Origin of the sequence: Burkholderia sp. AU16741, from assembly GCF_002223345.1 — a bacterium.
Taxonomy (GTDB): domain Bacteria; phylum Pseudomonadota; class Gammaproteobacteria; order Burkholderiales; family Burkholderiaceae; genus Burkholderia; species Burkholderia sola.
Genome location: NZ_NKEZ01000011.1, coordinates 54148 through 67113, shown reverse-complemented (window position 1 = coordinate 67113; position 12966 = coordinate 54148). Strand labels below are relative to the sequence as shown.

General features: G+C 64.8%; 10 protein-coding genes and 1 pseudogene. 2 read left to right on the top strand and 9 right to left on the bottom strand.

Features of this window, described 5'->3' with window-relative positions:
- Window positions 1–6: 6 nt before the first annotated feature.
- The 4 genes from CFB89_RS29420 to CFB89_RS29405 form a co-directional block, all read right to left on the bottom strand.
- Entirely contained in the window at window positions 7–1416 is a 1410-nt protein-coding gene (locus CFB89_RS29420) for a hypothetical protein (protein ID WP_089471668.1), read from the bottom strand.
- A 70-nt stretch (window positions 1417–1486) separates the two neighbouring features.
- The gene (locus CFB89_RS29415; RefSeq protein ID WP_089471031.1) at window positions 1487–2377 is read right to left on the bottom strand and encodes a cupin-like domain-containing protein; all 891 of its coding nucleotides are present in this window, start codon (window positions 2375–2377) and stop codon (window positions 1487–1489) included.
- Window positions 2378–2402: 25 nt separating this feature from the next.
- Window positions 2403–3731, bottom strand: a complete 1329-nt coding sequence (locus CFB89_RS29410; RefSeq protein ID WP_256979798.1) for an MBL fold metallo-hydrolase — start codon at window positions 3729–3731, stop codon at window positions 2403–2405.
- A gap of 226 nt (window positions 3732–3957) precedes the next feature.
- The gene (locus CFB89_RS29405) at window positions 3958–4167 is read right to left on the bottom strand and encodes an MbtH family NRPS accessory protein (protein ID WP_089471029.1); all 210 of its coding nucleotides are present in this window, start codon (window positions 4165–4167) and stop codon (window positions 3958–3960) included.
- 329 nt (window positions 4168–4496) lie between these two features.
- Here CFB89_RS29405 and CFB89_RS29400 point away from each other — a divergent pair, with 329 nt between their 5' ends.
- A complete protein-coding gene (locus CFB89_RS29400) occupies window positions 4497–5288 on the top strand; it encodes a thioesterase II family protein (protein WP_089471028.1) in 792 nt (263 codons plus the stop codon).
- A gap of 82 nt (window positions 5289–5370) precedes the next feature.
- On the opposite strand, the gene CFB89_RS29395 is transcribed toward CFB89_RS29400, so the two are convergent.
- From CFB89_RS29395 to CFB89_RS29380, 4 genes are all read right to left on the bottom strand, one after another.
- Window positions 5371–7452, bottom strand: a complete 2082-nt coding sequence (locus tag CFB89_RS29395; RefSeq protein ID WP_089471027.1) for a bifunctional diguanylate cyclase/phosphodiesterase — start codon at window positions 7450–7452, stop codon at window positions 5371–5373.
- 236 nt (window positions 7453–7688) lie between these two features.
- Window positions 7689–8762 (bottom strand): porin, encoded by a 1074-nt coding sequence (locus tag CFB89_RS29390; protein ID WP_089471667.1) that lies wholly within the window; start codon window positions 8760–8762, stop codon window positions 7689–7691.
- A 187-nt stretch (window positions 8763–8949) separates the two neighbouring features.
- Window positions 8950–10392 (bottom strand): MFS transporter, encoded by a 1443-nt coding sequence (locus CFB89_RS29385; protein WP_089471026.1) that lies wholly within the window; start codon window positions 10390–10392, stop codon window positions 8950–8952.
- A 182-nt stretch (window positions 10393–10574) separates the two neighbouring features.
- Complete coding sequence (locus tag CFB89_RS29380; RefSeq protein ID WP_089471025.1) at window positions 10575–11498, bottom strand: dihydrodipicolinate synthase family protein; 924 nt, start codon at window positions 11496–11498, stop codon at window positions 10575–10577.
- 181 nt (window positions 11499–11679) lie between these two features.
- On the opposite strand from CFB89_RS29380, the gene CFB89_RS29375 reads away from it, so the two are divergent.
- A complete protein-coding gene (locus CFB89_RS29375) occupies window positions 11680–12624 on the top strand; it encodes a LysR family transcriptional regulator (protein WP_089471024.1) in 945 nt (314 codons plus the stop codon).
- Window positions 12625–12687: 63 nt separating this feature from the next.
- Here CFB89_RS29375 and CFB89_RS29370 read toward each other — a convergent pair.
- A pseudogene (locus CFB89_RS29370) lies at window positions 12688–12792 on the bottom strand (sel1 repeat family protein); the annotation flags it as partial.
- Window positions 12793–12966: the final 174 nt, after the last annotated feature.

Genomic DNA, 12966 nt, shown 5'->3' with positions numbered 1-12966 from the left:
CGCGCGTCAACGCGCCGCGTGGTCCGCGACGGCCGTGTCCGCGAAGTGTTCGGCGATGCAGTGGCGCAGCCGCGGACCGAACACGGCGGCGATGTCGTCGGCCGAGTACGGCGCCACGACGTCGTCGATGCCGAGCGCGCGGTCCACCTCCTGCTGGAGTCGCGTGAAGATTCGCCGCGCGGCGCGCTCGTCGTGCAGGTACGTATTGAGCGCGGCCGCCGTCGCCTGCGCCGCCGCCGCGTCGAGCCCGTGCGCCGCGAACGCGTCGGCCGACCATTCGTCCGCCTCGCGCGGTGCGTCGCGCATCGCGTCGACTTCGGCCAGCAGGGCGGGCCCGTCGGCGCCGAGCGTGGCCACGCACATCCGGTCCGCCGCGGCGACGAGCTGATTCAGCCCGGCCGTCATCTGGCGCAGCACCGTGCCCGCCGGCCATTGCCGCGCCCGCGCGATCTCGGCCTCGTCCCCCTGCAGCAGCATCGCGAGATCCTCGCGCGCGATCTCGTGCGCGAGCGGGCTCGTGTGTTCGGTGGACCAATCCTCGAACCGCGCCAGCGCGTCGCGGAATGCTTGCGTGCGCGCCTGGCCGGGCACCGCGTCGAGCGCGACGATCAGCGCGCGCAACTGCCGCGCCGCACGCACCGCGAACAGATATTTTTCCGCTTCGAGCTTCAGGAACGCCGCCGCGTAGCGGTAGAAGCCGGGCTCGGCCGCGCTCGCGTCGGCGCCCGCGAGCGATGCCGGCTCGATCATCGCGCGGTAGGCCTGCTCGACCATCGTCTGCGGCCCCGCGCACACCGAGTTGCGGCCGACGAGCAGGCCCGCCGCCTCGGCGATCAGGTAATACGCGTCGCTGGCGAGGCACGGCGCGGCCGGATCGCCGCCCGAGGCCATCCGCTTGATCAGCGAGATATGCACGATCCGGTGCATGCCGAGCGAGATCCGGTAGATGATCGACGGCACGACGGGAATGCTGTCCGGGTCGGCCGGCTGCTCGCGCCGACGAATCAGGTAGGCGGGCAGCAATTGGCACAGCTTGCTGATGAACCACAGGTCGAGCATCGACACCGCGCCGTCGTGGCCGCGCAGCCGGCAATACCCGTCGCGCAGCGTCGAGATGGTCGGCAGCACCAGATGCCAGTGGTTTCCGAACTGCCGCAGCGACGAGATGTTCATCGGCAGCGCGTGATGAAACCGGCTGCCCTCGTACTCGCAGCGCGCGGCCTCGATCTCGATGCCGTCGCGCGATTCGGCCGGCGCGATCTCCTCGCCGAGCGGGCGAAAGAAGCTGTCGCGATAGGCGACCATCGAGCCCAGCATCGAGCGCCAGTAGAACTCCGGTTTGTCGAGCGCGCGCGGCCCGTGATAGCCGGTCGCGTACAGCGCATCGATGACGGTGAAATCGAACTCGTTCTGCATCATGGCTTCCTGAAGAGACACGGCCGCCGGCACGGCGGGCCGATAGAACGAACGGCGTGGGGACGGCGCGTCAGCGCGGCATCGACATCGGCTTGCCGGCCGTGTCGGCCGCGCGGCGCCACCGGCGCGCGAGCGCGTGCCACAGGCTCGCCAGCTCGACCCGACAGAAGGTCCGCACGGCGCGGGGCGACCACCACCAGTAGTTCACGTTGATTGAATCGCTCAGCGATTCCACGTAGTGCCACCAGCCGGGCGGCAGGTACAGCACCTCACCCGCCTCCAGCACGAAGTCGTGGCGCGGCGCCGACTGCACGCGCGGAAACAGCACCGGGTCAGGATCGCTCATGTCCACCGGGCTGAAGATCACCGGCAGGTCGCGGCGGCGCCGGTAATACACGTTGGCGGACTGCTCGGGCGCGAACAGCACCCAGCGCTTGCGGCCGTACACCTGCACGTTCAGGTTCTCGTGCCGGTCGAAATGCATCGGCGACGAAATCCCTTCGGGGCCGAGCCAGAAGCCCGGCCGCAACACCAGCCGGCGCCTCAGCCAGTGCGGCATCCAGCCGGGAAAGCCGTGCTGCTCGTGCAGCGGCACGATGTCGTCCTTCAGCTCCGGCGCCGTCGAATAGATCGCCGCGTAGGTGATGTACGCGGTGCGGGCGCTGCCCTGCGCCTGCATCGCGCGGATCGTCGCGCCGAGGCGCGCGGTTTCGTAGCGGCGCGCGCCCAGGTAGAGGTCCGGCCGGGTCGGCGTCGGCGACAGCTGCGACGTCTCCACCGTGATCTCGTGTTCGCCGTAGCGCTCGACGAAGAAATCCGGCGTCCAGCGCGTGCGCGCGGGCCAGGCGTCGATGAATCCTTCCAGCACGGCCGGATGCTTCAGTCCGGCCAGAACGTCGCGCATGCTCCGGCTGCCGTCGTAGCGAATCCGCGGCATCGGCACAATCTTGCTGCCAGTCATCGTGGGGCTCCTGTCGACAGGAAAATCAGGACACCTGCCAATCGCCGTCATGCCGAAGCACGTCGCCCGGCAGCCAGCGGATCACGCGGGTGGTGGCGCCGAGCGTGTCGAGGCGCGCGTCGATCTGGTCGAGGGTGTCGGCTTCCGCGGGCTCGCCGTTGATCCAGCCGATGTCGTCGATCTCGGTGGCGATGCCGCGGAACCCGTTCGCATACGGCGCGAACGCATGGGCGCCGGCGCGCGCGCAGAGCTCGCCGATGCCGGACGGGCCGAGCGTGATGGACGGGCCGTCGCCCGCTTCCGCGATGTGCGGCAGGCGCTGCAGGTCGGTCATCGGCAGCACCATCCAGAACGTAAACAGGCCCTGCCAGAACGGCGCCTTGCGCATCTCGCGGCAGCAGCTCAGGACCAGGTCGGGCCGGCCGCGCCGGGCGACGGACCGATCGATCACGTCCATCACCGAGCCCTTCGCGTCCTCGCCGCTGTCGACGAGCAGAATCACCGAGAACTGCGGCGTCGTGACCCGGTAGCAATTGCCCCAGTTGCGCACGTCGGGCGGCGGCACGGCCGCGCCGATGGTCGGCTGCTCGCCGTAGAACGGCAGGATGTCGATCTCGATGTCTCCGATCCGCACCGTCTCGCCCCAGCCGGGCGCGAGCACCGTCTGCCCGACGTCGCGCAACGATTGCTGCATGTCGTCCTGCGCCAGCAGCGATGCGACCGGAACGTGCGGCACGATGACCGGCACCGATCCGTCGCCGCCGTGCCGCAGGATGGTCGGGATGTGCCAATGATCGAGATGCCCGTGCGTCACGAGCATGCCGTCGATCTGCCGCCCCAAGTTGGACGGCGCGCGATCGAGATCGGGCAGCCCGACGTTGCCGCCGATCGCGAGGCTGATCGGGTCGGTCAGCAGGCGGGTGGTTTCGGATGCGATCAGCAGCGACGCGTGTTCGAGCCGCTGGATGCCGGGGCCGTCGAACGCCGGCCACGCCAGCGCCGCGTCGCCCTGCGGCCGTTCACAGCCGAGCAGGCGGGGCTCCGCGTACAGCTCGGACAGCGGCTGCCAGCGGTTGCGCTGAAGCGCGTCGCGCAGCGCATGCGCGAGCTGCGGCACGTCGCCGGCGGCCGTATCGAGCACGATCGGCTCGCCGCTCCGCGGCGCCAGCGCGAGCGTCCAGCGGTCGCGGCGCTGATGCAGATCGTAGAGCAACGCACGGCTCGCGATGCAGCCGCCGGCCGCCACCGAATCCGGATCGAACAGTTCGGCGAGAAACGGATAACGCGCAATCGCATCGCGCAACAGCGCGGCGCAGGCGGCCGGTTCGAATTTCGCTTCCATGAATTGCTGCATGAGCGCGTCCTGACGCTCGATCAACGAGCCCAGATCATGCGCGCGTGAAGCCAGAATGCCTGTATTGAGGAAGACCCCCAGGCGATCATCGACTGACATGGTGTGTTTTACCCTCGGATTCTCTCGGCGAAACGCAAACGTCCTCCCGCGCGCCGTCACCGGGCCGCGAAATGCCGCATCGTTCCTTTATCTTTTATTGCGCGCTCGTGGCGCGAAGCGTCGATAATTATCTCGACAGCGCAGCCCGCACGCTCAATGGGCGCATGTCGGTCCAATTGGCGCCGATCCATTCGAGACAGGCCTCCCGGTTTCCCGACGGGCCCGCCGCCCGCCAGCCTTCCGGCACATGCTTGTCGTCCGGCCAGATCGCATATTGCTCCTCGTGATTGACGACTACTTTGAAAACGGTATCGTCTTGCGGCGTTTCGGCTTCCATGTCTCTCTCGTTTCAATAATCGATCACGCGTGTCACACGCATCACATAATTCGATATTTCGATAAGAACAGCACGCCCGATAGCATCGAGTGACGATGCAAGCACGCTAAAAATCGAAGCGAACCGACTTTACCATAATTCACCTTAAATCAATTACATTTCTATTGCATGAAACCGGGATAAATCATATTCCCCGACAACCAATAATCGAGCCAATTGTTTCATAAATATGTGAACAGATATGCGAAATATTCCTTTTCAAATAAATCCATAATCAGCCCAATTGTTTTGTATTTTGTCCGGTTCGTTTTTAATTGGAGTTCACAAGCATGGTCTTGCTGGCCAGTACTGTCACCATTCCGCTCGAGCGCCCGACGGCGCGGCATCGGCTGCTGGTGTTCCATCACGCGTGCGGCGCGGCGGCCAATTACTATCGATGGGGGGCGTCGTTCCCGGACGACATCGAGGTGTGGCTGATCGAACTGCCCGGCCGCGGCCGGAGTCTGGGCGCTCGCGCGATCGATACGTTGCCCGAACTGATCGACTTCCTGCGCGCGCTGCGTCCGCTGTTGCCGCCCACCTATTCGGTGTTCGGCCACAGCATGGGGGCGTTGATCGCGTATTGTTTCGCGTGCGACATGGCGCAACAGGGGCGTCCGCCCGTCTGGCTCGGCGCCTCCGGCGCCGATGCGCCGTTCTACGCGCATCGCCACGCGCACCGCGATGGCATGCCGGTTCATTTGCGCACCGACGCCCAGATCGTCGACTACGTCGTGTCGCTCGGCGGGACGCCACGCGAAGTGGTGGAACACGACGCGCTACGGGCCATGCTGCTGAAGCTCGCCAAGGCGGATTTCCGCGTCGTCGAGCGGTTCTTCCCGCTGCCGTCCGCGACCGCGCTACCCTGCCCCGTCACGGTCTTCTCCGGCCGCGACGACACATTGCTGAGCCCGGCCGGGCAACGTGACTGGTTGCGTGCGTCGCACCATCCGGTCGATTTCCGCGCGTTCGATGGCGGGCACTTCTTTCTTTTGGACCATCCGGCCGCGGTTCAGCACGCAATCGGCCAGGCGTTGGCGCAGGCGGGGCAGCGCGACACCGATGATTGCGCGATACCGTAGCCGATAACATGGGCGCCCCCGCTTGCCGTGTTCGACCGTTGCACAGATGCGCCGGGCGACCACGACACGTTCCGAATCGGGATCACATGCTCTTGATCGCCGTGCCTTGCGCGATCACGTCGACGAAGTGATCCGCCGGCATCGGACGACCGAGCAAGAAGCCCTGCAGCGAATTGCAGCCGAGCCGGGTCAGGAACTGCTGCTGCGCGGTCGTTTCCACGCCCTCCGCGACGATCTTCAGGTCGAGTGCCCGGCCGAGCGCGACGATCGCGGAGATGATCGCGGCATCTTCGGTATCGTGCTCGAGATCCCGGATGAATCCCCGATCGATCTTGAGCTCGCTGGCCGGCAGGCGCTTGAGATACAGCAAGCTCGAATAACCCGTTCCGAAGTCGTCGATCGAAATGCGCACCCCCATGTCGTGAAGCTGCTGCAGGATTCTCAAGCTGGCGTCGGCATCGCGCATCGCGGTCGATTCGGTGATCTCCAGCGTCAGGCAGTGCGGCGCCAGCGCGTGCCGCTGCAATGCGGCCTCCACGACCCGGATCAGGCTCGCGTGACCGAACTGCAACGGCGAAAGGTTCACTGCCATCGTCCAGTCGGTTCGACCTCCATCCCGCCACGCGCGTATCTGCCGGCAGGCCTCGTCCAGCACCCATTCGCCGATCGGCACGATCAATCCGGTCTTTTCCGCAATCGAGATGAACCGATCGGGCGAAATGAGGCCGCGCGTCGGATGGTTCCATCGCAACAGCGCCTCGACGCCCATGATCGGTCCGTCGGGAACTTCGAACTTCGGCTGGTAATGCAGGACCAGTTCATGCCGCTCCAGCGCCAGACGGAGTTCCTGCACGAGTTTCAAGTGCTCGCGGACATTCGCGTTCATCGATGCCTCGAAGAAGCAGTACGCGTTTCGGCCGAGCGCCTTGGCGTGATACATCGCTGCATCGGCATTGGTCATCAGCTCGCGGAAATCGCTGCCGTTGCCGGGATAGAGCGCAATGCCGATGCTGGCCGACACACGCAATTCGTGTTCGGACACGCGGAACGGTTTCCGGATCACCGCCAATACCTTGTCCGCCACGTCGGCCGCGTCCGCGGGCTCGTTCACGGCCACGACCAGCACGAACTCGTCGCCGCCCAGACGGGCAATCGTGTCCTGCGAGCGCAGGTTCGCGCCGATGCGCCGGGCCACGTCGACCAGCAACAGGTCGCCGACGTGATGACCATAGGCATCGTTGACGGCCTTGAATCCGTCGAGGTCCATGAACATCAGCGCGAAACACCCGTGCTCGCGGTCGGTGCTCTGGATCGCCTGGTCGATCCGGTCTTCGAGCAGCACGCGGTTGGGGAGCTTGGTGAGGGTGTCGTGCAGCGCCAGATACGTCAGCTCCTGGTTCGCTTCGGCCAGCGACGTCGCGAGTACCGCCGTGCGGGATTCCAGACGCAGGTCGAGGATGGAAACGATCAGCGCGATGGCGAGTATCGCCAACGTGGCCACGACGATGACGAGCGCAAGCCAGCCGGGATCCATGCTGGCGCGCGCGGCCCCGCAGAGGCTGCCCAGCGGGAACCGGGCGGCCGCCATCCCCGTATAGTGCATGCCGGCGATGGCGGCCCCCATCAGGACCGCTGCCCCCAGATTGAGCAGGCGCACGCGCGACGAACCGGTTCGCCGAATGAATACGATCCACAGCACGGCGCCGGATGCGACGACGGCAATCGCGACCGACAGGCAGACGAGCAACGGGTCGTACTGGATGCCCGGCGACATGCGCATCGAAGCCATGCCCGTGTAATGCATTCCCGCTACGCCAGCCCCCATCAACATCGCTCCGCCGCCAAGCCGATGCCACTCGAGCGTGCCCCGACAGACGAGCCACAGCGCAACCGTCGAGCAGGCAATGGCGATCAGCAACGACAGCACCGTAATGGCCGGATCGTATCCCAGCGGAATCGGCAACGCGAAGGCGAGCATGCCGACGAAATGCATCGACCAGATGCCCGCGCCCATCACGCTGGCCGCGCCGACCAGCCACCAGTGCGCGGCGCGCCCGTCGGCCGTCTTGATACGCCCGGCCATGTCCAGCACGGTGTAGGACGCCAATATGGCGATCAGGAGCGAAAGAAGAACGAGCAACGCGTTGTAACTGGTCGGCAGCATTGTTATTTACAGATCGCTTTCGATTCGGCGACGACGAGACCCCGAGTTGCCGGGGGGCCTCGTGAATTCGTGTGAGGGTTGGGCGCAAAAGGAAAGCGGTGCCGAAGGAACGGACCGGTCGTACGACCGATCAGACGATTCCAGCGGCCACCGCTTGCAAGGCGGATCATAAACGCGACCTCGCGTTCAGGAAAGGATTGACGGCTGCGGGGGCGTTGGAGGGCGCGCGGGCGGAATCAGAACGTGTGACGAACGCCCACCGCAAACGTGTTGCCGGTGGGGTGAGCGCTCAGCTTGTCGTAGGAGTAAATCGCGTAGACATCCGTCCGTTTCGACAGAAGGTGGTTGTAGCCGACGGACGCGGTGTTCCGCAGGCTGCCGGCCGCTCGGGTAGCGCCGGACCGCTTCGTGCGCGCCCACTCCGCCAGCAGGAAGTCGGCCGGCGACAACGGGATCGACACACCCGCTTCGTAGGTGTGGCTGCCGGTCGGCGTACTCGTGTCGCTCGTCATCGCCCAGGCGCCGTAGAGCGTGACGAGCTTGAAGTCGTATGCCGCGCCGGCCAGATAGGCGTACTGCGCGCCGACCGGCCCTGCCGCGGTATACCGCACGCGCTGGCCGGACAGCACGGCCGTGAGGCCATGCCCACGATAGTTCAAGTGAATGCCGAGGTTACCGACGCCGGGCGAACCCGCAACGCCGCCAAGACCATAGATGACGGTGGCGCCGAAACCCTTGAAGTCCGGAGTCGTGTACTTGACGGTGTTGTTCCACACCGTATCGCCGATGATCGTCCCGCCATAGTTGGTCACGAACGTCTGCAGGACGAGCGGAGAGAAGACGGTCGAGGATCCGAACGGATTGATAAGGGATTCGGCCGTATAGGCCGGATTTCTTTGCCGCCCGAAGGTCAACTGGCCGAAGTCGCCTTGAAAGCCCACGTACGCATTGCGTGACCAGAACGGGTCCGCCGCGCTGCGCCCGAGCGCGCCGTTCGCGGATCGAAAGAAGCTTTCGAGGACGAAGATGGCGCCGACGCCGCCGCCAAGGTCTTCCTTGCCGCGGATTCCCCAGAACGATGTGGTCAGCCCGCCGCTGCCCATCTGAACCGCGGACTGCGGCGTGTCGCTGCGCTTGATGCTCCCGACGTAGGTGCCGATGAGGCCATAAAGCTGGACCTGGGAGCCGCTATCCGCGTATGCGTCGACGGAAATCGATGCCAGAGCCGCGTTGAATATCGCCGTCATTCCGAGCGTACCGACAACGCGCCGGGCGGCAACGCGCACCACGGCCTGTCGTGTCTTTTTCATTTCGGTTGTCTCCATTCATATTTTTTTGAGCAGCCTTTTTCGCGACAATCCACTCTGCAGTACTGATGGATTACCTGCCACGGCGGCGCGTGTTGCGAGCATGTCGCTGAAGTCACTGGCGTGACGGACGAGGAAACGCCTTCCCTCGAGGCTTATCAGGGGAAGGCGCCGTCAGGCATGCGAGCGACTACGGGGAAATCTCTTCGAGCGAACGATTGGTCGTCTCCACCATTCGCGTGGCGACGAAGAAGCCCACGGCACTGACTACCGCGAACATGACGAATACCGCGGCGATGCCTCTCCCGGTCAATACGACGCCGACGATCGCCGGCGCGGCCGCAGACGCCGCCCGCAGCCAGGAAGTCGCGAGACCGGTACCGATCGCGCGCATCCGGGTGGGGTAGATCTCCGGGGTGTACAGGTACAGAAGGACCGTGGTCGTCGCCATCACCGCGTAAGCCGACGATCCGAGGAACATCACGGACCACGCGCTGCCGGCGCCGTGAATGCCGAGTACGGCGAGCAGGGCCGCGCTGATGATGAAGCAGGCCATTGCCCACCGGCGGCGCCCGACCCGATCGATCAGCAGCGCACAGGCAAGCACACCGCACGTACTCAGGATGTTCGAAATGGACGCCATCTGAAGCGACGTTTGCAGCGGCAGATGGTAGACCGTCCTGTAGAGGCTCGGCAGCCAGTTGTTGATGCCATTGGCCACGAAATAAGCGCTCGCCCAAAGCAGCCACACGACAACGGTGCGGCCTCGGTAGAACGGCGAGAAGAGTTCCTTCCACGTTCCCTTCTGCTTCGACTGTCGGCCGAGCAGAAGACCCGACACGCGCGCATCCACCTCGGCCTTTTGGGTCTGCGTGTCGAGGTTGCGCTTCGTCGTGCTGGCTTCCAGCCGCTCGATGATGCGTTCGGCCTTATCGAAACGCCCCCGTGAAACGAGCCAGCGCGGCGATTCCGGAAGACGTGCGATCAGGATCGCGACGACGATGCCCGGAATCCCGCCGATCAGGAACATATATTCCCAGCCGAAGCGCGGGACGACGAACGCACCGAGCTGCGCGGCCGCGAGCAGGCCCAACGGGAAAATGAGTTCGTACAGGATGAAGAAGCGTCCGCGGCCGTGTGCTTGGGACAGCTCGTTGATGTACGTGGCGGCCACGGGCACTTCTCCGCCCACACCGATGCCTTGCAGGAAGCGCATCAGAAACAGCATGTGGAAGCTGCCGGTGAACGCGCATACGACGCTCATGGCCGACATGACGCCCACCGCGACGGTGGCGCTCGGCACCCGCCCCAGGCGCTCGGCCAGCCAGCCGAAGACCAACGCGCCGACGACCTGGCCAAGATAGCCGGCGGCGATCAGCACGCCGATCCGACCGGGAGAAAGATGCCAGAGCCCCACCAGTACGGGCAGTACGAAAGCCAGCGAAAGTGCGTCGAATGCATCGAAGAGGGTCGCGCTGCCCATGACGATTCGTGCCCGGGTGTGCCACTTGCAAAACGGCACGTTCTCGATGCGGAACAGCAGGTTCGCCGCCCGCAATTGCTCGCTCATGGGACGCGTTTCGCTCGCGGACCGATCAAGGTCGACGCCGCAGGCGGTCGAAGGGGTGTTCATGCTGTCTCCTGAAAAGCTGCATTTTATGGACCTTCGGCTTGCTTCTCGTTTTACAGCGCCGGTCGCGTTTTCTTATGGTTTTCCGCGACATCGGCGCGTTTTTATCGTTTGCCGAGCCTGTCGGCGGCGAAGCGGGCAGCGCTTCGCCGTCGTCATCCGGCTATGGACGTGCCGCGCCGGTGTCAGTCGACGAGCCCGGCCGAACGAAGCGCGTGCGCAATTTCGACGTCCGCGCCTTGCGCCAGCGGCAGCAACGGGGAGCGCACTGCGGCGTGCTCGAGGATGCCGCGAGCCACCAGGCCATGCTTGAGCGCGACGGTGCCTTCCATGTGCGACCCGCGGTGATACACGTTGCGCGTCACCGGCAGCAGGCGATCGTGAATCGCGCGAGCGGCCGGGTAGTCTTTCGCCTTGCCTGCCTTGATCAGTTCGATGAGCGGCTCCGGAGCCAGTCCGCCGTAGCCGACGAGCGCGCCGTCCACGTCGAACATCGTGTGGAGCAGATACTCGTCGTGGCAGGTCAGGATTTGCAGTTCCGGACGCTCGCGTCGAATGATCGGAATCTCCACGTCCCAGCGACGCATGTTGCGCACGCCGTTTTTCATCGCGAAGACGCCCGGTTGCGCGGCGATTTCCAGCTGCGTTTCGAGGTTGTAGGTCGCCTTCGTGGCGTCCGGGTACTGGAACAGGATGAGCGGCAAGCCACTGCCCTCGTGGATGGCGCGGTAGCGATCTTGCGGCGCGCCTTTCTGGTAACCGAAGCGCAGCCAGCCGTGCGATGGATACACCAGGCCGGCCGACGCGCCGGCGTCGACCGCGCGCTTCGCCTCTTCCACCGCCACTTCCGTGCCTTCGAGCGTAATGCCGGCGATGACCGGAATCTTGCCGTCGACGGACTTCACGAAGCTTTCGATGACTTGAGCCTGCTCTTTCTGTGAGAGGAACGTGCCTTCGCCTGCGTGTCCGAGAACCGTCAGACCTTTGACGCCTTCGATGCCGCCGAGCCACGCGCCCAGCCGTTGAATTGCCGCATGGTCCACCGCGCCCTCGCGGGTGAAAGGGGTAACGGGTGCCGGGACCAAACCCCGCAGATCGATCGCTTTCATGACGTCTCCAGATGTGAGCTTTTCAACTCCTCTTGGGGGGAGGAGAGCCCGCTGCCCGTTTCGCATCGAACCGGAACAACGGTGCATGCGATGCAGTGTAAGGACGCACGACCCATGCGAGAACGGCCAAATCTCGCATTTCAGATATACTGATTCGACATATCCCCTGAGAGGCTTCGCGATGGACTATGCGGCCTGGAAGCTATTCATCGACGCGGCGGAACTCGGAAGCCTGAGCAAGACGGCCGTTGCTTACGGCACCAGTCAGCCTCACATCAGCCGGCAAATCGTCGAACTCGAGCAGTACTGCGGCGGCCGCCTGTTTCAACGGACAGGGCGCGGCGTGGTATTGACCGAGCTGGGCGCGCGTATCGCGCCACGCGTGAGGACGTGGCTCGCCAGCACGGAGCAGTTGTCCAACGACATCCGCAGCACGGCGGGCGAGCCGATCGGCGTAGTCAGGCTCGGAATCCTGCCCTCCACCGCCCATCCGCTTGTCAGCACCGTTTACCATCGGCTTCGCGAGCGTTACCCACTGGTGCAGTTACAGGTCCGCGAGGGTCAAGGGGCGTTGCTGGAAACCTGGCTGGAGAACGGCAGCGTCGATCTCGCCATCCTGTTTCGAAATAGTCCGACGCCGAGAAACGGTGACGAATATCTGGTCGAGGCCGCGACTTACCTCGTTGGGGCGGAAGGCGATCTGTTGACCCGTCAGCCGACGATCGCGTTTTCCAGGCTCGATGGCATTCCGCTGGTCTCTTTCTGCCGCCCCAATAGCTGGCGCGAGCGGCTCGAACAAATCGCGGGCGAACACCAGATATCGCTGAATTTCGCGGCGGAAGCCGATTCCCTGAGCCTGCAGGGGCATATCGTCGCCGACGGCGGCATCCATGCGTTGCTGGGCCCTTATGCGATCGCCAATCTGGAACGGGAATGCCGATTGCAAGCGTCGATGGTCGTCGATCCGTCCGTGCCGCGCTTCATTGCGCTCGCCATGTCGCCGCACGGAGAACTGACGCTGGCTTGCCGCACGGTCATGCAGCTCACGAGGGAAATCGCACGGTCGCGCAATCTCTCGTCGGACCTTCGGTTGGGCGTGTCCGCCGCGTTCCTGCGCTCCATCTGAAGGGCACGGCTTGAGCGCGGCGATGCGCGGATCGTCCCGCTCCTCCGCCTTGCCCCTCTTTCAATAGGAAACCTGATCTTCAGGGCGATCGGAACAACCTGTGTCGTCGCGAATCCGCACCGTGCTGGCGGTAACCGGCGGATCCTGCGCGCACGCGGCCGACAGCAACAGCAGCCCCGGTGCGAGTGTTGCCTACTGTCTTCAAACGATATATATCGGTCTACCCAACAGTCAGGTGACTTGACGACCGGCGCCATAGTCGAAGTGTGTCAGGCCGCAACGCCCTCGGACCACGGCCGGAGGCCGATTTCGTCGAGCCCCGTGATGCTAGAATAATCGGTC